Raw genomic sequence first — 20121 nt, forward strand, 5'->3', positions numbered from 1 at the left:
CTCTCGCGGCGCGTCGCCTCTCGGCGACTTAGAAAACTTACAGCACCGTCGGCTCGCGCCTCTCAGTCTCAGTAAGTCCGCGTCCCGCTTGAGCTCTCGCTCTCTGGGGCGCAGTCCAAAATCATATCACCTAAGCCGGCGGCCTTTGCGGCTTGAGGACTTCGGCCCACGGCATGAAGCGATCCAGTGTCTCCTGGCGGTTGGCCACCAACACCGGGAAATCCGTCTGGGCCAGATCTTCCCCGGCCTGCAGTCCATTCGGACTTGCTCCCAGCCAGCGCAGGGGACAGCCCAGTTCCTCAAGCACCAGCCAGGCCGCCGCCAGGTCCCAGATTTTCGGAGTGGCCTCCAGGGCCGCCACGGTCTGGCCCATGGCCACCGACACCATGTTCAGGCTCGCCACACCCAGCAAGCGGATCTTTCCCGGGAAGGGACGGTGCGGCAGCTTCTGAAGCACCCGGATCGAACGGCTGCAAAGGGAGGCGCAGCCGGCGTTGTGCAACTGCTGCGCCGGGGGCGGGATGGGCTTGCCATTGCGCCAGGCTCCCCTCCCCCTGATCGCCACGATCCGCTGACGTAGCGGAGGCACATCAAGGATCGCCAGCACAGGCACTCCGGCCTCGAAGCGAGCCATCGAGATCGCCCAGTAAGGGATGCCGGCGGCGAAGTTGGTGGTGCCATCCAGCGGATCCACCACCCAGTAGGCCTCCGTGGCCGGCACCTGCTGCCGGCCTTCCTCGCTGAGGACGCCTTCGCCCGGGAACAACTCCGCCAGGCCCTCCACAAGGGTGGCGTCGCTCCAGCGATCACAGGCGGTGATAAAGGAACCATCCGCCTTCAGATCCGGCTGGCTGTGGCCGAAATCGGCGCGCTGTCGCTCGGCGACCCGATCGATCAGGGCCTCCAGCCGGGAATCGAGGCGGTGCGGGACATGGTCCGTCATCCGAGTTCCAGCTCCAGAACCTGGCTGAGGCTGCGGGAGGTGTCCTCCCGGAACTGGCGCACATTGACACGGGACAGCAGCACCAGGGCCGCCAGGGCCACCAGCAATTCCACCCCCAGCACCAGGGCGAAGGGGCCGTAGGGACCCTGACCCAGCGGCAGCGAGCGGCCGATGTCGTACAAGCCACCACCAAGCAGCTTGCCGATCGCCCGGGACAGGGCCTGGGCCAGTCCCCAGACGCCGACGAAGGTGCCGGCCGCCTGGGGCAGGGTGAGGTCGAGCATCAGGCAAAGGGCGCTGTTGGTGCCGATGCCGGCCGCCAGGCCGAACAGCACCATCACAGCCTGCAGAAAGGGGATTCTGGCCGTCAGGCCCGCCACAATCAGCAGCAAAAGGGACAGGGCGATCAGCTGGCAGCCGAGGCGCGCGGTGGCCATCTTCCCTAGCCGCGGCACCACCCAGAGCCCTGCCAGCAGCAGGCCCACCAGGGTGCCGACGCCCCAGAAGGCGTTGAGCTGGGCCGTGGCGGCAATCGGCATGGCGAAGACCTGGGCGCCATAGCTCTCGAGCACCGGATCCTGCAGGAACAGGGCGAGGGTGAACAGGATCAGGAAGGAAAAGAAGATCAGCACCTGGCGACTGGAGGTGATCAGGGTCCAGGACTGGTGCAGACCGATCGCATCCTCCCGCCTGGTCGCCGTCCCATCGGGGCCTTCACGCAGGGGCGACTCCATCCCCCAGGTGGCCACCACGGTGAGGAGCATCACGACGGCGGCCACGATCGTCATGAAGCGGGAGAGGGTCGCCTGGAGCACCACAGGATCGCTGACCCCATCCAGGGAGCGCAGGCTTACTCCGATAGCCACGGCGCCGACGACGATACCGACCGTGAGCATGCACCAGATGACACTCACTGCCCGGGGGCGTTCCTGTTCGCTGGTGCGGTCGATCACCAGAGCCAGGTAAGGGGTGGTAGCCAGAGAAATAGCCAGGCCGTAGAGAGCAAACAGGCCGCAGAGGGCCGCGATGCCAAGGGCGAGGCCAGGCTGACTGCCGTCCTGCAGAAGGCGTCCGACCTGGAAAATCAGCGGTACCGACAGCACCGCCAGCAGGCAGAACGCCGCTGTGCCGATCAGGACGTAGGGAACCCGGTGACGGGAGGCCAGGGGGTGGGCATCGGAGATCTGACCGAACAGCACCCGCGACGGGGCCACGAACTGCTCGAAGGCCAACGCTCCGCCCACCAGCAGTCCGGGGAAGCCCAGCTCACTGAGCATGATCCGGTTGAGCAGTCCGGAAAAAATCACCGCCAGGCAGCCCAGGCAACCCTGGAAGAGACCGAGGCGCACGGTGGCGGGGAGGGTCAGGCCGGGGCGAAGGTGGGATGACAACGGGCCTCAGGACCCCGGCGGCATGGCCTCGGGCCCGATCGGGCTGCCCGCCCGACAGGCGGGAATCAGGGGCTGGGGCTCCACTGGAATCAAGGTCGATCCCGCTGGCCTCGGACTGGTGGCTGGCAGGGACTGACGCTGGCAAAGGCCGACCTGGTCGAGGCCGGTGAAACGCCGCAACCGGGCCAGGGCCTTGTTGTAGTCGGAGATGGCCGTCGACCAGCGCACTTCGGCCTGGGTGAGGTCACGCTGGGTATCCACCACCTCCCGCTGGGTGGTGACTCCGGCCTGGAAGCGGAGACGGGCCAGACGCAGGGATTCCCTGGTCGAGATCACCTCGCGGGAGGTGGTGGTGATATTGCGGTTGTTCTTTTCGAGCTCGTAGAAGTTGGTCTCGACCTGCTGGCGGATCGCGTCGCGCTGCTGGGCGAACTGATACGTGTTCTGTTCAGCAACCTGCTTCTGGCGGCGGTAATTGGCCCGGGCGGCACCACCATCGAAGAGGGTCCAGTTGAGGTTCAGACCCACCGTGTTCTCCACCGACCAGCCCTCGTTGCCGAAGTTGACGCCCGGGGTGCTGCGGTTGGCGAACTGAACACCCCTGGTGCGACCACCGGTCAGTCCATAGGCGATGTTCAGGAAGGGTTGGACCCGGCCCAGTGCGGTGTTCGCCTCACTGTTGGCGATGGAAATGTTGAGCAGGACGTTGTCGAGCTCCTCGCGGAAGGCGTAGGCGGCAACAATGCTTTCCTGCAGCGAGGGCAGCCAGGACCCCACCACCCGGGAGGGCTCCTTGGAGGTGGGCGTCACGTCCTGGGGAAGATCAAGCAGGGCGGCGAGGGCGCGGCGGGCGATGGCCTGATCAGACAGACCCTGGGTGAGAACCTGCTGATCGCGGGCCAGCTGGGTTTCCGCTTCCAGCACCTCCAGCTTCGTGGCCACCCCAGCCTGGAAACGGGCCTTGGCATCGCGCAGGCTCACCAGGGAGGAGCGGACCGATTCCTGACCGATGCGGACCGTTTCGTCGGAAACCTGGAGATTGAAAAAGGCCTCGGCCGCCTCCAGACGCCTTGCCCGCAGGCCGATCAGGTACTGGTTCTTGGCCTGCTCAAACCGGTCACGGGCCGCAGCGATCTGCGGCGTGCGCGTGGGGTTGATCAGGCCCCAGCTGGCCTGCAGCACCGCCGTCATCCGCCAGATGCTGGTGATCGTGTTGCCGGGCTGCTGGCCGGTGCCAGTGAACGCGCTGCTGAACTGCTGTCCACCGGTGTAGGTGGGCAGGCTGTTGGCATTGAGCTGGATCGTCGGGTACCAGAGGGCGATCTGGGCGCGTAGGGCCGACTGGGCCTGCTCGACCTGGCTGGCGATCGCCTTGAGCTCGGGGTTATTGACTTCGACCAGGGTTTCCACATCGGCCAGAGCCAGGGGCCGCAGTTCCCGGATGCGCACCTGGGAGGGCTTGATCGGCAAGGCCAGGGGATTGGGAGCCCGAAGGTCCTGGAGCGCCGGGGGCAGCTCCTTGGCGGCGGGAGCCAGCACGCTGGGGTTCGACTTCGGCCTGGATCCCTTGACCTCCGGCGCCAGGGGCAGGGGCTGGGGAGCCGGAAGGGTCTGGATGGCGGGGGCTGGAGCCGGCTGGGCCCCCACCGGCAGCGACTGGAAGCCAACCGAGGGGAGCACCACCAGTGCCGCGAGCAGGAGTGGTTGGCGCCTCACGTTGGACCGTTCGCTTCCGCCCGAGCTTAAGCATCTCCCCGTGGGGTGCCGAGGCAGGCGGCCACCAGATCGTCCGCACCCCCCAGCAAACGGACCGGGACGGGCAGCCGGCTGCGCAGGTCGGCGAGTGTGGTGTCGTCCAGAAACACCTCCTCCACATCCCGCAGCATCACCCTGGGCAGCAGCAGTTCCTCACCCAGGTCACGGCCGCTGAGCCCCTCGATCAGGTCGGAGCCCGTGAGCAGCCCAGTGACCACCTGCTCCTGGCCCCAGTAAGGACTGGGCAGGCCATGGAGCAGCAGCTCCAGCCCCTCGACCCGGTTCAGGCGCTCCACCACCGGTTGCAGCGCCTCGGCCACCAGGCGGCCGACCACCCAGCTGCAACGGCGGACGGTAGCGATCCTGCTCGGCAGGTCCCGGGTGACCCCCTCCAGCTCCTCCAGGAAGGCGCGGATGCTGCCGACGCCGTTCTCCTGCTGGGGCAGGTCCTCGTAGCTGGCCCTGGGCGGCAGGGGCTGGCCGGCGATCAGAAACCACTCATCGGAGAGCCAGGCGAAACGGCTGCCAGTGCTGGCCTGGAAGATCCGCTGCAGCCGCTCGACCCGAGCGATCACCTCCAGGGCCCCGTCACGGTCGACCGGACGCAGGGCATCACCATCCGGCCGGAACCGCGTCAGACCCACCGGCACGACGGCGGTGGACAGCACAGCGGGCCAGGGTCCGGTGGCGAAGCGCGCCAGGTCGGTGAGGGTCCGCTCCAGGGCCTCGCCATCGTTCAGCCCCGGACACACCACCACCTGGGCGTGGATCTGCAGGCGCCGCTCGGCGAACCAGTCCAGCTGCTCCAGCAGCAGGCCGGCCCGCGGGTTCACCAGCAGGCGGCTGCGCAGCTCAGGGTCAGTGGCATGGACCGAGACGAAGAGGGGGGAGAGGCGCTGCTCCTCGATCCGGACCCAGTCGGCCGCCGTGAGATTGGTGAGGGTGAGGTAGGAGCCGTAGAGGAAGCTGAGCCGGTAGTCGTCATCCTTGAGGTAGAGGCTCCCGCGGCGCCCTGGCGGTTGCTGATCGATGAAGCAGAAGGGGCAGTGGTTGTTGCACTGACGCAGGCCATCGAACAGGGCTTCGCTGAAGCCCAGCCCCAGCCCTTCGTCCAGGTCCTTCTCCAGCTCCACCACGTGGAGGGTTCCATCGGGGTCTTCCACCTCCAGTACCAGCTCCTCCTCCCCCTGCAGCACCTGGAGATCGATCAGATCCCGCGGGCGCACTCCGTTGATGCTGCGCAGGCGGTCACCGGGCTGAAAGCCCAGCTCCTCGGCGATCGAGCCAGGCTCCACCGAGGCCACCAGCGCGGGCAAGGGTTGGGTGACGGGCCCGGCGAGGGCAGAGGAGGGCTCCTTCCACACGGGGGTGACGGCAAAGGCGACAGGGATATCGCTCCAGTGTGGCGGCCCTGCCCCCTCAGGGGGTGACACCCTCCAGCCCCCGGAACCCCAGCAGGATCACCAGACCGAACAGCAGCCGGTAGATCACGAAGATCCAGGTGCTGTTCTGCTGCAGGAAGCGAAGCAACCAGGCGATCGCCAGCCAGGAGACCACCGCCGCCGCGGCAATGCCCACCAGCATCGGAATCACACCGCCGTTCTCGACCGAGCCGAAGGCCGACTTGAGTTCCACCAGCCCGGCCAGGGTGATGGCGGGTATGCCCAGCAGGAACGAGAAGCGTGCCGCGTCCGCCCGCTGCCAGCCATCAAAAAGCGACGCTGTCAGGGTGCTGCCCGAGCGCGACACCCCGGGGATCAGGGCCAGGGCCTGGGCCAGGCCCACCAGCAGGCCGTCCCGGGGGGTGACGGCCTCGAGCAGGCGGCGGCGGCGGCCCACCAGTTCGGCCACCGCCAGCAGCAGCGCCATCACGATCGAGACGATGGCGATCGACGTCAAGCTGCGCAGGGGGGATGTCTCGTAGCCGGGCACCAGCACTTTGATGGCCAGGCCCGCCAGCACGATCGGCACGGTGCCGAGGGCGATGGCGACCCCCAGCCGGGCCGGCGGGTCGTTCCACTGGCCGTGGCGGAAAGCGCGGGCCACGCCGGCGCCCACCTCAGCCAGATCCTTGCGGAAGTAGCCGAGCACGGCGGCAATGCTGCCCAGCTGGATCACGGCCGTGAACGCCACTCCAGGATCTCCCCAGCCCAGGAGCACCGGTACCACCTTGAGGTGGGCCGTGCTGCTGATCGGCAGGAACTCCGTTAACCCTTGAACGATCCCCAGAACGAGGGCGTGCCAGCAGGCCTCGACCAGGGGCAGGGTGGCGGCCGTGGCGACCAGCGGCATGGGGAAAGCCGATACTGCGGCTGACCCTATGGCCGGACGGGTCACGGAAGCACCCACCCCGCCCTTTAAGGTTGGTCAACTTTCTTCACAACCAGGTGCTCGGGGTCCCACCCACCCTTTCGACTCGCGCCACGGCCCTGCCGAGGCTTCCGATCGTGGCGACGCCGGCTGCCATCCCAGCCGCGGCGATCCTGCCCCTGGCAGCCGCCTTGTTGGTCACCGTGCCGGTGTTCCTCCAGGCTCCCTGGGTGCGGGCCGCGCCGATGGCGGCGGCCCTGTTCACCATCCCCCTGATGGCCGTGGCCCTGCTGCTGGAGCGCCGGGGCCAGGGGCAGTGGCAGCAGTTGGGTGTGCTCCTGGTTGGCTTCTGCGGCAGCTGGCTGGGGGGCTGTCTGTTCTGGGGTTGGCTCCGGCTCCACCCGGTCTTGCATCTGCCGATCGAGGCTTTCGCCCTGCCTCTCGCGTTGGCGGGTCTCGGGGGCCGCTGGCGCCTGGCGGGGGCTTTCTATCTGAGCTCCCTGCTCGGCACCGCCAGCACCGACGGGGTGATCGCGGCCGCCGGACTCATGGACCTCTGGCCCCAGGTTCTCAATGCACCGCTGGCCGAGGCACCGCTGCTGCTGCAAGGGGCCGCCATCCAGGTGCTGCAGCCCTGGCCCCTGGCCCTCGTTGGCCTGACCGCGAGCCTGCTGGTGCTGATCTGCCGCCGGCTCTGGATCCTGGGGGGGGCCTGGCGGGTTGCCGCCTCAGCCCTTGGCACCACCCTGGCCGTCGACGCCCTGTTCCTGGGTGCTGCCCTGGTGGCCCCTCATCTGAGTGGCCTGATCTGAAGATCTGCAAAAGCAGAGCCGCCCGCCGGGGAAGACCAGGGGGCTTTCTGTAACGTTGCACCGGTGGTCTGCTGATCACCGCCCTGTTACTGCCAGGGTCCCCTGGTTCTATCCCCCAAAGGAGTGTCGTGATGAAGCGGCTGCTTGCCTGGTTGATGAGTGGTGTGGTCCTGGCCGGTCTGCTCATGACCCTGGTTCTGCCCGGTGCCGCCCTCGCCGCGGAGCGCCGTAACGAGATTGACGACAAGATCGCCGAGAGCGGCGGCAAGGTGGACCTCAACAACGCCTCGGTTCGCCGTTTCCAGCAGTACCCCGGGATGTATCCGACCCTGGCCGGCAAGATCGTCCTCGGTGGTCCTTACGACAGCGTCGACGACGTGCTGGCGCTGGATCTCACCGACCGCCAGAAGGAGCTGTTCAACAAGTACAAGGGCAACTTCACCGTGACCCCGCCTGCGATCGCCCTGAACGAAGGCTTCGATCGCATCAACGACGGCGTCTACCGCTGAGCCCATCGGCAACCCGGCGGGCCATTCCCGGCTTTGCCTGGACCACCATCTACGAACCGCCGTCTATGAACCGCCGTCACCCCGGCGGTTTTTTGATGGCAGGCCTGCCGCCGCCCTGGCCATAGGCTCTCCAGCACAAGGCACGGTGTAAAGGGGTGAAGCAGCCACTTGGATGAGCCGAATCCACGCATGGCCTCCCACTGGGACGTGGTGGTGGTGGGCAGTGGCGCCGCAGGACTGATGACCTGCCTGGAGTTGCCACCCCAGCTGCGGGTGCTGCTGCTGAGCAAATCCAGCAGTCCACCATCTGCCAGCCGATGGGCCCAGGGCGGTATCGCCGCCGTGACCGGAGCCGACGACAGTTTCGCCAGCCACATCGCCGACACCCTCAGGGCCGGTGCCGGCCTTTGCGATCCGGAGGCGGTGGACGTGCTGGTGCGGGAAGCGCCGGCCTGCGTTGAGCGGCTCGTGCAACTGGGCATGGACTTCGACCGCACCGCCCAGGGCCTGAGCACCACGCTTGAAGCGGCCCACAGCCACCGCCGGGTGCTGCACGCCCAGGACCGCACCGGCGGCGCCCTGGTGGATGCCCTGGAGCGGGAGGTGCAGCGCAGGCCAGGGCTGGAGCAACGCAAGGGCATCCCCGCCCTGCAGCTGTGGGTGGAGAACGGCCGCTGCGTCGGGCTGCAGGTGCTCGAGGGTGACCGCCTGCGCTGGCTGAGGGCCGGTGCGGTGGTGCTGGCCAGTGGGGGCGGCGGCCATCTTTTTGCCCACACCACCAACCCGACCCAGGCCAGCGGCGATGGCGTGGCCATGGCCTGGAGCGCCGGGGCCAGGGTGCGGGACCTGGAGTTCGTGCAGTTCCACCCCACGGCACTGATGCTGCCAGGTGCGCCCCATTTCCTGATCAGTGAAGCCGTGCGCGGCGAAGGGGCGCGGCTGTTCGACGCCGCCGGCCGCTCTCCGGTGGCTCAGCTGGAGGGAGGCGATCTGGCCCCCCGCGACCAAGTGAGCCGCGCCCTGGCCCGCTGCATGGCGGAGCAGGGGGTGACCCATCTATGGCTCGACCTGCGGCCTGTGGGCCGCGAGCGGCTGGAACGCCAGTTCCCGACCATCCTGCGCCGCTGCCGTGAGCTGGGGCTGTCGCCCTGCGACGCCCCGATTCCCGTGGCCCCGGCCGCCCACTACTGGATGGGGGGGGTCGGCACCGATCTGCAGGGCGCCACCAGTCTGGGCGGCCTCTATGCGGTGGGGGAAGTGGCCAGCACAGGCGTGCACGGGGCCAACCGCCTGGCCAGCAACTCCCTGATGGAATGCCTGGTCTTCGCCCGCCGGCTGCGCCACCTGCGCCCCCAGCCCCTTCCCCCTGCAACTCCCGGCACCCCAGTGGCGGCACCGGGGCTCAGCCGAGCTGAGGTGCAGGCGAGCCCGGACGAAGCCACCCTGATCGCGGCGATCGGCGACCTGCGCCGGTTGTGCTGGCAGGTGGCGGGGGTGGAGCGGCGCGGCGTGGATCTCGAAGGCGCCCTGCATCAGGTCCGCCGTGAACGCTCCGCCCATGAACGGGCTCCCCTGCTGCGCCGGGCCCACGACCTGCCGCCCGGTCAGGAGCTTCCATTGACGTCGGAGCAGAGCCAGCACCTGTTGCTGCTGCAGGATCTGCGCCAGCGGCTGGTGCTGGCTGAACTGCTGATGGAGGCCGCCGCTTTCAGGGTGGAGAGCCGGGGCGGCCATCACCGCACCGATGCCCCGACCCCCCAGCCGTTCTGGCGGCGTCACACACTTCAGCGGCTGAGCCGATCTCCCTTCACAGGTCCGGTGGGCCAGAGCTGAGGGGAGCGCCTCAGTTGGCGGGGGCTGCAGGGTCCTTGAAGCCACTCAGGGCGGCGAGCTGGGCGAGGCTCTTCTGGCCGGAATCCAGCTGGCCCTTGATTTCCCAGGTGGGGAAGCCCTGGATGTTCTTGCTGGTGCAGAGCGCCGCCTGGCTGTTGCGGCCATCGGGCGCGCACTCAATGATCTTGAGCTTGGCCGTGGCCTCCTTGCCGAAGAGCTCCTTCTGGTCGTGGCAATGGGGGCACCAGTAGGCCGAATACATCACCGCGCCTGTGGCGGTGAGGTGCTCGGCGAGGGCCAGGGTGGCTGGGGTGCTGGCGGCGACCACCGGCCTGGGCATTCCAGGGCCGGTGGTCGCCTCGGGGCGGTTGAGGGAGGTCGCCCAGCCGAGTCCGATCAGACCGACAGCCAGAGCGGTGAGCACGCCGCGGAAGATCAAGGCGCCGGTGTCCTCCCATTCCCCGCCGATCAGGCTCAACACGAACAACGACACACTGATGAGTGCCGACATCAGGCAGAAGGTGCAGAAGGCCTTGATCTGGAAGGCCATCACCCCTACCAGCACCAGGCTGAAGATCGCCATGCCGGCGCTGAGCAGGAACAGGCCCCACCAGCTGAGCCCGTTGATGCTGGTGCGGGCCTCGCCCTTGAGCACCAGCGGCAGCAACGCCATCACCAACACCGCCCCGTAGGCCAACAGACCGAAAAGGGACAGGGGCTGGCCGAAGACACTCCCCCAGGGGCTGTTGAGCACCTTGTCGCAGCCCTCGGCCCCTCCAGGACAGGTGAGGCTGCCGATCACGCCCCAGCGGTTCAACGTGATCGATCCGGTGTCGATCACGCCGATGGTGGCCAGCACGGCCATCACCACCCGCGCCCAGCGGCGACCCGGCTCGGGTCGGCGGCGATTGGTGAGGCGGCTGGCGAGGCGGGTGGAAGTCACAGGCACGGACGCGTCGTGGAGGGATTCTCGCAGCCGCGGGGGCTTGCATAGGGTGGACATTGGCGTTGGCGCCCACTCCCTTGGTGCCGGCGTCCCGGCCCGTTCCCCCTCCACCCGCAGCAGCATGTCCCCCCAGCCCAGTCGAGAACGGCCCACCGTGGCCTTCACCCACCTGGGATGCGAGAAGAACAGGGTGGACACCGAGCACATGCTCGGCCTGCTGGCTGAGGCCGGCTACGGCGTCAGCGCCGACGAAAGCGAGGCAAGGGTGGTGGTGGTCAACACCTGCAGCTTCATCCAGGAGGCCCGCGCCGAATCGGTGCGAACCCTGGTGGAACTGGCCGAACAGGGCAAGGAGCTGATCATCGCCGGCTGCCTGGCCCAGCATTTCCAGCAGGAACTGCTCGAATCCCTGCCGGAGGCGCGGGCGATCGTCGGCACCGGCGATTACCAGCACATCGTGGAGGTGCTGGAGCGGGTCGAGGCCGGGGAGCGGGTCAACAGGGTCAGCCCGGTGCCCACCTTCGTAGGCGATGAACACCTGCCCCGCTATCGCACCACCTCCGAGGCGGTGGCCTACCTGAAGGTGGCCGAAGGCTGCGACTACCGCTGCGCCTTCTGCATCATCCCCAGGCTGCGCGGCGACCAGCGTTCCCGCACGATCGAATCGATCGTGGCCGAAGCCCACCAGCTGGCCGCCCAGGGCGTCAAGGAGCTGATCCTGATCAGCCAGATCACCACCAACTACGGGCTGGATCTCTATGGCAAACCGCGGCTGGACGACCTGCTGCGGGCCCTCGGGGACGTGGAGATTCCCTGGATCCGGGTCCACTACGCCTATCCCACCGGCCTCACCGAGAGCGTGCTTGCCGCCTACCGGGATGTCCCCAATGTTCTGCCCTACCTGGACCTCCCTTTGCAGCACAGCCATCCGGAGGTGCTCAGGGCCATGAACCGTCCCTGGCAGAGCGGCGTCAACGGCGCCCTGCTGCAACGCATCCGCGCACAGCTGCCCGACGCCGTGCTCCGCACCACCTTCATCGTCGGCTTCCCCGGTGAGACGGAGGAGCACTTCGAGCATCTGCTGGCCTTCGTGGCCGAGCAGCGTTTCGATCACGTGGGCGTCTTCACCTTCTCCCCCGAGGAGGGCACCGCCGCCGCCGAACTGAGCGACCCCGTGCCACCGGAGATCGCCAAGGAGCGGCGGGACAGGCTGATGGCCCTGCAGCAGCCGATCGCCGCCGATCGCAACGGCGCCTGGGTGGACCGGATTGTGGATGTGCTGATCGAGCAGGAGAACCCCTCCAGCGGCGAGATGCTGGGCCGCTGCGCCCGCTTCGCCCCTGAGGTCGATGGCGAGGTGCATGTCAGCCCCGGTGAGGGTGGACTCTGCGCCGCACCCGGGACGATGGTGCCGGTGCGGATCACCGCGGCCGACACCTACGACCTGCGCGGCGTGGTGGTGGGGGCGGGCGCCATGGTGCGTGAGGCCCAGGCCGCCACGCGGAGCCGGGCTTGAGCCCCGGCAGCAGAGACGGTTGGCTGCAACGGCACCAGCGCCCCCTTTTCCTGGTCGCTTCCGGCCTGAGCACCTCCGGATCCTTCGCCGGGCTGACCGCCAAGGGCTGGATCCTGATGGCCGGCACCGGCAACCCGCTGCTGCTGGCCCTGCACTTCGCGGCCCTGGCCCTGCCCAGCCTGCTGGTCAGCGGCCGGGCGGGGGTGCTCACGGATCGGCTGGGCTGCGAAACCATGCTCATCCGCTCCCAGTGGGGTCTGTTCGGCGGGGCGGCCCTGGGGGCCTTGGCCATCCCCCTGCTGCAGGGGACGGGGCAGGTGGTCCTGCTGCTGCTGAGCACCCTGGTGGTGGGCGTATCCAGCTCCTTCGAGCTCACAGCGCGCAGCAAGTACTGCTCCCTCCTGGTGGACCAGCCGGAGCAGGTGGCGCCCTATCTGGCCAGTTTCTCTGTCGTGTTCAACGTCGGCAAGCTGGTGGGCCCTCCGCTCGGGGGGTGGCTCGTGGCCCTCTCCGGGCCCGCCATGGCCCTGGCGATCGATGCGGCGTCGTACCTGCTGCCGATCGCCACCGTGATCTGGCTGCTGCGACCCCACAGGGAGCTGGAGCAGCGCAGTGCCGGCGGTGAAGGGGCCAGCCTCGGCGCCGCCTGGCGGGATTGCGGCTCCACCCTGCGCCACGTGCTGCGCTTCACCACCGTGGCCTGCCTGGTGGGCTTCTTTCACCCAGGCCTGGCCCCCCTGATCGCCGCCGAAGTGATCGGGCCCTCGCCGCAGGCCCTCGGACTGTTCACCAGCGTGCTGGCGGCTGGCAGCATCGCCGGCGGCGTGGTGCTGCAGCGCAACAGCCTGGCCCTGAGCGAACGGCCGGTGCTGCTGCTGGGGGGCTGCGCCGTGCTGGTGGCCCTGGCCCAGCTGGGCATGGCGGCGGCCACCAGGGGCACGGCCGCCCTGGCGATGGCCCTGTTGATCGGAGCCGGCACGGCGGGCCTGCTGGCGGGATCGAGCCTGATCCTCCAGGTGGGGGCACCCATGGCCTTGCGCGGCCGCATGGCCGGTCTGGGGCAGATCGCCTTCCTGGGCGGCGGCGGGGTGAGCGGACTGGTGGCCGCTGCCCTGGCGATGACCCTGGGACTTCAGGCCACCTTCGCCCTGCTCGGCGGCCTGGGGCTGGTGGTGGGTGTGCTGGAACTGGGGCGCAACGGAGCCCTCAGGCTCAGATCAGCCTGACGCCCTTGAGCACGACAGTGGCCAGGAAGGCGGCGGTGAGCCCGCCACCGACGAGCGCCAGATAAATCACCACACCCACGGCCGCAACTGCGAGGAACCGGATCATTACAGCAGAGGATCCGCCCCCTCTCTCCCCCACAGCAGGGGGAGAGGAGGTAGAACGGCCTGATATTTCCCGAAACCTCCTAGGGTTGCGGCGCAGCGGGACCTGCTCAAGACCCCCTTCCCGTTGCCGCGCAATCGCCCACGGCCCTTCCACAACGCTCCTGCAGCATGCGCACCCTTTTCATCTATCCCGAATTCCCGAAGACGTTCTGGAGTTACGAAAAGATTCTCGAGCTGGTGAACCGCAAGGTGCTGCTTCCGCCACTCGGAATGGTCACCGTGGCGGCCCTGCTGCCCCAGACCTGGGAGATGAAGCTGGTGGATCGCAACGTCCGGGAGGTGACGGAAGCGGAATGGAACTGGGCGGAACTGGTGGTGATCTCGGGGATGATCGTTCAGAAGGCCGACATGGCCGCCCAGATCGCCAGGGCCAAGCAGCGGGGACTGCCGGTGGCAGTGGGCGGCCCTTTCGCCAGTTCCACCCCGGACGCCCCGGAACTTCAACTGGCCGACTTCAAGGTGCTCGACGAGGGGGAAATCACCCTGCCGATGTTCATCGAGGCCATCGAGCGCGGCGACAGCCAGGGTCGTTTCAGTGCTGATGGCGAAAAGCCCGACGTCACCGGCACCCCCATCCCCCGCTTCGATCTGCTCGAACTGGATGCCTACGACTCCATGTCGGTCCAGTTCTCGCGGGGCTGCCCGTTTCAGTGCGAGTTCTGCGACATCATCGTGTTGTATGGCCGCAAACCGCGCACCAAGGCCCCTGATCAGCTGGTGGCCGAACTTCAATATCTGTACGACCTGGGCTGGCGCCGCTCCATCTTCCTGGTTGACGACAACTTCATCGGCAACAAGCGCAACGCCAAGCTGCTGCTGCCCGAGATCAAGCGCTGGCAGATCGCCCACGGCTACCCCTTCAGCTTTGCCACCGAGGCCTCGGTGGATCTCGCCGCCGACGAGGAAATGCTGGAGATGATGGCGGAGGCCCGCTTCGACAGCGTTTTCCTCGGCATCGAGACCCCCGATGAGGCCAGCCTCGAGACCGCCCGCAAGCTGCAGAACACCCGCAGCTCGCTGGAGGAATCGGTCGACCGGATCACCGCCTATGGCATCAGGGTGATGGCGGGGTTCATCATCGGCTTCGATGGCGAGAAGCAGGGCGCCGGCGACCGGATCGTGGAATTTGTGAGCCGCACCGGCATCCCCGCCGCGATGATGGGCATGCTGCAGGCGTTGCCCAACACGGGCCTCTGGCATCGGCTGGAGAAAGAGGGCCGTCTGGTGCAGGAAAAAACCGACGCCAAGGGTGTCAACCAGACCAACCTGCTCAACTTCGTGCCCACCCGGCCGATCCGCCAGATCGCCAACGAGTACGTGGATGCCTTCTGCCGCCTCTATGAGCCCAACGCCTACATCGATCGGGTCACCCACTACTACCTGAAGATGGGCCAGCCCCGCTGGCAGCAGTTCGTCCCGGCGGCGGCCTTCGGCAAGGCCAGCCTGCCCACCTGGACCGATGTCCGCGCCCTGCTGATCGTGATCTGGCGTCAGGGCCTTAAGCGCGACACCCGCGGCCGTTTCTGGCGCTCCCTGCTCACCATCGCCCGCAAGAATCCCAACAACCTGGAGCAGTTCCTGGTGACCCTCGCCCACAACGAGCACTTCCAGGAGTACAGGGGTGTGGTGACCAGGGAAATCCAGGACCAGCTCGCCGCCCTGCCCCCGGAGCCGCCGGAAGGGTCCCGCGCCACCAGCCGCGAGCTTCAGCCTGCCTAGGTCGGAGTACGTTTGATCTGCTGCCTATGAGGCGCAGTGATGCGGCAATCACAAGTCACCAACGCTGGGCTCACCAAGTTTTTTGTCCTGGCGATCATCGGCGGCTTGGGCGTGCTGGTGCTGGCGTTGAGTCGCTGGGACACCATCGGTCCCCAGTCGATGATCTGTCGCCATCGCGATGACCCCACAGGACAGATCGATTTCAGGGTGGATGTGGGCCAGGGCGATGACCGGGTCCGCTTTGCTGACGGCCAGACCCTGCCGGTGAAAACCTCCCGTGATCAGATCACCTTTCTGGAGAAGGAGTCCAACAACTTCCACCTCTCCGACAATGACGGTGATGAGGTTGCCCTGGGCCACGCCCCGACCCAGGAGCAGCTTCCCGGCATCGCGGCGGTGAAGCCCCCGATGGTGATCCATCCCGACCACGGCCACGACGTGGAGCACCACACCACGATTGACCGTCGGGCCCTCACCTTCCAGGAAAACGCCATGCAGAAAGGCGGTGGGCGCGGGGACCTGATGATGGATGGTCGCTGCCGTCTGATCGCGTCCAGCTGACGTCGCTCCGCGGCCGATCCCCCCTAGTCCTGCACGTAGGGCAGGCTCTGTGCCAGGCAGAGCTCGGCCTTCTGCAGCTCCCGGCCCAGGTAGAGGGCATGGTCGAGACGTGACAGAGGATGGGGGCCCTCCGCCTCGGTGAGGGCGATCCCGAGTTCCTTGGCTGTCCGGCCCCGGTAGGTGGCCAGGGGCGCTCTCGGGTCGCTGCTCCGGCAGCTGAGCACCTCACCGGTGTCGGGGTCGGTGGCCAGCCCCCGTTCATCGATGCCGTTGGCGTAGTGCTCGGCCACCAGCTCACCGGCAGCGGCATCCACTTTGATCAGGAAGTAGCCCGACGGGTCGAGGGCGATGAAACGCTGGGAAAGCGCCTCATCCAGGCTCAGGCGTGGGCACGGGTCGCGGTGCATGGGGGGGATCGTAAGCAGCGGTGAAGGGGAGTTCCGCGTTCATCGCCGCGATCGCCTGGTGCATCTCCTGGTTGGCACCTGGCAGCCACTCCCGCAGGATGGCGTCGAAGCGGGGGTCGTACCAGCGGTGCAGGCTGGCCCTGGGCTGGGCCACGAAGCCCCGTCGCCGCTTGTGGCTGCCACCGGCGCCGGGATCGAAGCTCTCCAGGCCCCGGGCGATGGCCCAGGCGATCGGGGCGTAGTAGCAGACCTCGAAGTGCAGGTTGTCGAGCTCGATGTCACTGCCCCAGTAGCGGCCCCAGAGGCCGGTGGCATCGTGCACGCAGAGCGACATCGCCAGGGGCTGCATCGGCTCGCCCCGATGGGCACTGAACAGCACCAGGTGCTGGCGCAGGTCGGAGGCGGCCGCCTGGAAGAACGACTCGGTGAGGTACTTGCTGCCCCAGGGACCCCAGCGGCTGCAGTGCTGCTCATAGAACCCGTGCATGCGCTCCAGCAGCGGCGGCGGGATGTCCTCCCCGGCCAGGGGCGTGACCGTCAGCCCTGCCTCCGCCACCGAGCGACGCTCGCGGCGGATGTTGCGCCGCTGGTTGGCATTGAAGCTGGCCAGGTAGGCCTCGAAATCCCCATGGCCAGGATTGCGCCATTCGCTTTGCTGATTGATCCACAGCGCGCAGCCTGCGGCCTCCGCCAGGGGCTGCCAGGCCGGATCCACATAGAGGAAGTTGCAGCTGAGAATGCGCTGCTGCCGGCAGAAGCTGTCGATCTCCGCCAGCATCAACGCCGTCAGGGCGGCGGCGTCCTCGCCGGGGGCCACATGGAAGCGGTAGCCCTGCACCGGACTCACCGGGCTCATGCCGACGAGTTTGGGGTAGTACCGCAGGCCCAGCTGGCCGGCCAGCTGGGCGAAGGATTGGTCGAAGACGAATTCTCCGTAGCTGTGGCCCTTGAGATACAGAGGGGCAAGGGCCACCAGTTGCCCCTGGCGCCAGAGCCCCAGATGGCAGGGCTGCCAGCCCTGGCGGGGCACGATGCTGCCGCTGGCCTCCAGGTGGTGCAACCAGCGCCAGCCGTAGAAGGGGCGATCCACGGCCTCTCCCGGCGCCCCGCCGTCGCCCCCCACCAGCCCCTGCCACTGGTCTTCAGGGATCTCCTGCGTTGCCTGGTGCCAGCGGACTTGCAGCTCGGCCATGGCCGGTCGCGACACAGGGGGACGGGGCAGGCGCAAAACTAACCGTTGATTCCCTGCGACCGAGCGTCTTTCTCCCGCCATGGCCAAGCCCCTGCGGATCCTGATGCTCCTGGCGGCCGGCACGGCCCTGGTCCTGCCGGCGGCGCCGGCCAGGGCTGGGCTGCTGCGACCGGTGCTGATGATGCTGCGTCCCCAGCTGGAAAACCAGTTGACGCGGGTCTGCATGGAAACGGCCTCCGCCGGCAGGGCAGATCTGGAGAAGAGCCTGCAGGATCCCTGCCGCAAGCTGGCGGTGCCCACCAGCAAATGCCTGATCGAGGAGACCGACAACAGCGGCCGCAGTCTGGGGGTGCTCACCGAGATGGTGAGCGGCCGCTTCGGCGATGACAGCGAAGTGGTGGTGAAACGCTGCCTGGCCAGGATGTTCGGCCTCCCCACCGACAGCCTGCGGGACATGCCGCTGCGGGAACTCGGCAAACGTTTCGGCAGTTTCAAGCTTCAGGAGGAGGTCACGCCCTGAGCCTCAGGTCGCCGCCAGCGCAGCAGCAGTTCGTCCCCCTGCAGCGCCCGGTGCTCCACCAGCCGCCAGCCCGTTTGGGCCTCCGGGGCCACCAGGGCCTCGGCCGGCAACCAGCCATGGACACCACCGAGCAGGCGGGGGCAGACCGTGAGCTGGAGTTCATCAAGCAGGTCCTCGGCGGCCAGGGAGGCCGCCAGCTGCGCCCCCCCCAGCACCACCAGCCGCCGCTGACCCAGGCCCGCCAGGGCGCCCAGGGCCTGGCGCCAGCTCTGCAGGGGCAGGTGGCGCTCGAAGCCCTCGTGCGGTGCACCCTGGGTGCCGGGAGGGTCCTGGAGCAGCCAGCGGGCCAAGGGCTGGCGGAAGAAGGGCAGATCTGCGGGCAACCGGCCGCTGCGGCTGACGGCGATCGCGATCGGCTGGGCGGAGCGTTCCTGGCGGCGACGAGCCTCAACCAGCTCAGGCCGGTGGATCAGGCAGGTGCTGCCGTGGCGCCGCAGGGTCTCGGCCCCCACCAGGGCGGCATCGGCCCAGGCCAGGGCCTCCTCCAGCACCTGCCGGTCACCGGTGCCACCCAGCTGGGCGGCACCACCTTCCGCCGGGGCGAGGCGACCGTCGAGGCTCACCGCCAGGACAAGCCGCAGCTCGGGCCGGGGGCCGGGCCCCTGGGGCGCGGCTACCGCTGCCGGACTCAAACGGCCGCGAGGGCTTCGAGGGCCGCCGGCAGCATCTCCAGCTGGGGCGTCTCAGCGAAGACCTCGGCGGCATTGTTGGGGCTCTCCTGCAGACGCACCTTGTGCAGCCGGGCGCCGGTGGTGGCGATCGGGGCGCTGAGCAGGTCGGCGATGTGGAGCGCGATGTTCTCGGCCGTGGGAACGCAGCCGGCGAAGTGCTCCACGTCCTTGTTCAGAAAGGTGTGGTCGAAGGGCTCCACCACCAGATCGGCCACCAGCCGCTGCAACTCCGCCAGGTCGCAGACCATGCCGGTGCGCGCATCGATCGGCCCCCGCACGGTGACATCGAGCAGGTAGTTGTGGCCGTGGCCGTGGGGGCGAGCGCACTTGCCGTAGATGGCCTCGTTTTCGCTCTGGCTGAGCTCGGGTCGGGCCAGGCGGTGGGCCGCAGCGAAGTGGGTGCGGATCGAGAGAAAGGCTTCCATGGGATCGATGGTGGGACCGCAGAGCACGTCGGCCCAGAGGTTGGTTTGTTCGTGGAGCCGCAGGGCCACCAGCGGCAGATGGGGCGCCAACCGCTCGCGGATGGCCAGCAGCAGGGCTTCGGTGGTGGGCAGCCGCCCCTCGGGCCGGGAAAGGTCGAACTCGGGCCAGACCTCGTTGAGAAAGCGGAAGTCGAGGGGGTCACTGACTTCCCGGCGGATGGCGTGCTTGACGTCCGAGAGGTTGAGCACCATGCCGTCGCCGTCGAGGGGACCGCCCATCGCCACGGTGAGCTCGTAGTTGTGGCCGTGGCCCGGAGCCAGGCTGCAGCGGCCGAAGCGGCGGGCGTTCTCGGCCTCGTCCAGCTCCGGCAGCCGGTAGAGGTGGCTGGCGCTGAAGGTGGCCCGGCGCGTGATCACGCAGGGCCGGCCGCGCCCGTGGGCGGTGCTGGTGGGGGAAGGTGCCGCAGGAAAGGCGGTCAACCGGGTTGCGGTCATCGCCGAGGCCCAGGGGACGCCCATCCTAGAAACGGGGTCAGGATCGCCGCCGACCGCGCCCGCATGGCCCCTGACGCCACCGCTTCCCCCAGCCACCGGGCCCTGGCCCGCCGCCTCGATGGCCTCAACATCTACCTGGTGGGGATGATGGGGGCAGGCAAGAGCGCCGTGGGGCGGCCGCTGGCCGAGGCCCTCGGCTACCGCTTCATCGATGCCGACGTCACCCTGGCGGAAGCCGCCGGTCGGCCGATCGCCGAGATCTTCAGCAGCGATGGGGAGGAGACCTTCCGTGCACTGGAGACCAGCGTGCTCAATGGCATCGCCAGCTGGCATTCCCTTGTGGTGGCCACCGGCGGTGGTGCGGTCACCCGGCCTGAGAACTGGGGTCACATGCACCAGGGGGTCGTGGTGTGGCTGGATGCCCCCGAGGCGGAGCTGCTGCGGCGTCTGAGCGCCGATCCCACCCACCGGCCCCTGCTCGACGCGCCCGATCCCGCCGCCCGCCTGGAGGCCCTGCTGCACGAACGGCGGCCGCTCTATGCCCAGGCCGACCTGACCGTCGTGCAGGACGCGGGCCTTCCTGCCGAGGTGGCCCGGCAGGTGCTGGACGCGCTGCCCTCGGTGCTGCGCGACCCCCGCCAGCCCCCGGGCCTCCCGGACTGAGC

At 68.4% G+C, this 20121-nt stretch carries 20 protein-coding genes; 9 read left to right on the plus strand and 11 right to left on the minus strand.

Going from position 1 to position 20121, the window contains the following annotated elements; translation table 11 throughout:
• Nucleotides 1-130: 130 nt before the first annotated feature.
• The 5 genes from KQ305_RS14055 to KQ305_RS14075 are packed head-to-tail and all read right to left on the minus strand — an operon-like array spanning nt 131 to nt 6381.
• Complete coding sequence (locus tag KQ305_RS14055; RefSeq protein WP_259726028.1) at nt 131-943, minus strand: inositol monophosphatase family protein; 813 nt, start codon at nt 941-943, stop codon at nt 131-133.
• A complete protein-coding gene (locus KQ305_RS14060; protein ID WP_259726030.1) occupies nt 940-2334 on the minus strand; it encodes a BCD family MFS transporter in 1395 nt (464 codons plus the stop codon). The genes KQ305_RS14055 and KQ305_RS14060 overlap by 4 nt, the downstream gene beginning before the upstream one ends.
• A gap of 6 nt (nt 2335-2340) precedes the next feature.
• On the minus strand, nt 2341-4050 hold the full coding sequence (locus tag KQ305_RS14065; RefSeq protein WP_259726031.1) for a TolC family protein: 1710 nt from the start codon (nt 4048-4050) through the stop codon (nt 2341-2343).
• Between the two features lie 26 nt (nt 4051-4076).
• Nucleotides 4077-5453: a TIGR03279 family radical SAM protein gene (locus KQ305_RS14070; protein ID WP_259726070.1), complete on the minus strand. Its 1377-nt coding sequence runs from the start codon at nt 5451-5453 to the stop codon at nt 4077-4079.
• Between the two features lie 55 nt (nt 5454-5508).
• Nucleotides 5509-6381 carry an undecaprenyl-diphosphate phosphatase gene (locus tag KQ305_RS14075; protein WP_259726032.1) on the minus strand — a complete coding sequence of 291 codons (873 nt, stop codon included), beginning with the start codon at nt 6379-6381 and terminating at the stop codon, nt 5509-5511.
• Nucleotides 6382-6536: 155 nt separating this feature from the next.
• Here KQ305_RS14075 and KQ305_RS14080 point away from each other — a divergent pair, with 155 nt between their 5' ends.
• The 3 genes from KQ305_RS14080 (at nt 6537) to nadB (ending at nt 9553) form a co-directional block, all read left to right on the plus strand.
• On the plus strand, nt 6537-7211 hold the full coding sequence (locus tag KQ305_RS14080) for a DUF3120 domain-containing protein (RefSeq protein ID WP_259726033.1): 675 nt from the start codon (nt 6537-6539) through the stop codon (nt 7209-7211).
• 131 nt (nt 7212-7342) lie between these two features.
• Complete coding sequence (gene psbU / locus KQ305_RS14085; RefSeq protein WP_259726034.1) at nt 7343-7720, plus strand: photosystem II complex extrinsic protein PsbU; 378 nt, start codon at nt 7343-7345, stop codon at nt 7718-7720.
• 189 nt (nt 7721-7909) lie between these two features.
• Nucleotides 7910-9553 carry an L-aspartate oxidase gene (nadB, locus tag KQ305_RS14090; RefSeq protein WP_259726035.1) on the plus strand — a complete coding sequence of 548 codons (1644 nt, stop codon included), beginning with the start codon at nt 7910-7912 and terminating at the stop codon, nt 9551-9553.
• Nucleotides 9554-9563: 10 nt separating this feature from the next.
• Here nadB and KQ305_RS14095 read toward each other — a convergent pair whose 3' ends face one another.
• The gene (locus KQ305_RS14095) at nt 9564-10496 is read right to left on the minus strand and encodes a vitamin K epoxide reductase family protein (RefSeq protein ID WP_259726071.1); all 933 of its coding nucleotides are present in this window, start codon (nt 10494-10496) and stop codon (nt 9564-9566) included.
• A gap of 124 nt (nt 10497-10620) precedes the next feature.
• Here KQ305_RS14095 and rimO point away from each other — a divergent pair, with 124 nt between their 5' ends.
• Nucleotides 10621-12015 (plus strand): 30S ribosomal protein S12 methylthiotransferase RimO, encoded by a 1395-nt coding sequence (rimO, locus tag KQ305_RS14100; RefSeq protein ID WP_259726072.1) that lies wholly within the window; start codon nt 10621-10623, stop codon nt 12013-12015.
• Complete coding sequence (locus tag KQ305_RS14105) at nt 12012-13241, plus strand: MFS transporter (protein ID WP_259726036.1); 1230 nt, start codon at nt 12012-12014, stop codon at nt 13239-13241. Before rimO ends, KQ305_RS14105 begins: the two co-directional genes overlap by 4 nt.
• Here the strand turns inward: KQ305_RS14105 and KQ305_RS14110 are convergent.
• Nucleotides 13228-13347 carry a cytochrome b6-f complex subunit 6 gene (locus KQ305_RS14110; RefSeq protein ID WP_259726037.1) on the minus strand — a complete coding sequence of 40 codons (120 nt, stop codon included), beginning with the start codon at nt 13345-13347 and terminating at the stop codon, nt 13228-13230. The genes KQ305_RS14105 and KQ305_RS14110 overlap by 14 nt on opposite strands.
• 167 nt (nt 13348-13514) lie before the next feature.
• Here KQ305_RS14110 and KQ305_RS14115 point away from each other — a divergent pair, with 167 nt between their 5' ends.
• Both KQ305_RS14115 and KQ305_RS14120 read left to right on the plus strand, forming a co-directional pair.
• Entirely contained in the window at nt 13515-15125 is a 1611-nt protein-coding gene (locus tag KQ305_RS14115; RefSeq protein WP_259726038.1) for a B12-binding domain-containing radical SAM protein, read from the plus strand.
• 39 nt (nt 15126-15164) lie between these two features.
• Entirely contained in the window at nt 15165-15686 is a 522-nt protein-coding gene (locus KQ305_RS14120; RefSeq protein ID WP_259726039.1) for a hypothetical protein, read from the plus strand.
• A gap of 23 nt (nt 15687-15709) precedes the next feature.
• On the opposite strand, the gene KQ305_RS14125 is transcribed toward KQ305_RS14120, so the two are convergent.
• Together KQ305_RS14125 and KQ305_RS14130 are read right to left on the minus strand one after the other, a co-directional pair.
• A complete protein-coding gene (locus KQ305_RS14125; protein WP_259726040.1) occupies nt 15710-16093 on the minus strand; it encodes a DUF4346 domain-containing protein in 384 nt (127 codons plus the stop codon).
• Nucleotides 16056-17285, minus strand: coding sequence for a GNAT family N-acetyltransferase (locus tag KQ305_RS14130; RefSeq protein WP_259726041.1), 1230 nt, complete (start codon nt 17283-17285; stop codon nt 16056-16058). The genes KQ305_RS14125 and KQ305_RS14130 overlap by 38 nt, the downstream gene beginning before the upstream one ends.
• A 79-nt stretch (nt 17286-17364) precedes the next feature.
• Between KQ305_RS14130 and KQ305_RS14135 the strand changes: the two genes are divergently transcribed.
• The gene (locus tag KQ305_RS14135; RefSeq protein WP_259726042.1) at nt 17365-17805 is read left to right on the plus strand and encodes a hypothetical protein; all 441 of its coding nucleotides are present in this window, start codon (nt 17365-17367) and stop codon (nt 17803-17805) included.
• Here the strand turns inward: KQ305_RS14135 and KQ305_RS14140 are convergent.
• Together KQ305_RS14140 and KQ305_RS14145 are read right to left on the minus strand one after the other, a co-directional pair.
• Nucleotides 17784-18497: a RibD family protein gene (locus KQ305_RS14140; protein ID WP_259726043.1), complete on the minus strand. Its 714-nt coding sequence runs from the start codon at nt 18495-18497 to the stop codon at nt 17784-17786. The two genes, KQ305_RS14135 and KQ305_RS14140, sit on opposite strands and share 22 nt — an antisense overlap.
• Nucleotides 18494-19456 carry a 6-carboxytetrahydropterin synthase gene (locus tag KQ305_RS14145; protein WP_259726073.1) on the minus strand — a complete coding sequence of 321 codons (963 nt, stop codon included), beginning with the start codon at nt 19454-19456 and terminating at the stop codon, nt 18494-18496. The genes KQ305_RS14140 and KQ305_RS14145 overlap by 4 nt, the downstream gene beginning before the upstream one ends.
• 63 nt (nt 19457-19519) lie before the next feature.
• Between KQ305_RS14145 and KQ305_RS14150 the strand changes: the two genes are divergently transcribed.
• Nucleotides 19520-20119: a shikimate kinase gene (locus tag KQ305_RS14150; RefSeq protein WP_259726044.1), complete on the plus strand. Its 600-nt coding sequence runs from the start codon at nt 19520-19522 to the stop codon at nt 20117-20119.
• Nucleotides 20120-20121: the final 2 nt, after the last annotated feature.

Source organism: Synechococcus sp. CS-1332 (assembly GCF_025127995.1).
Classification (GTDB): Bacteria; Cyanobacteriota; Cyanobacteriia; order PCC-6307; family Cyanobiaceae; genus Cyanobium.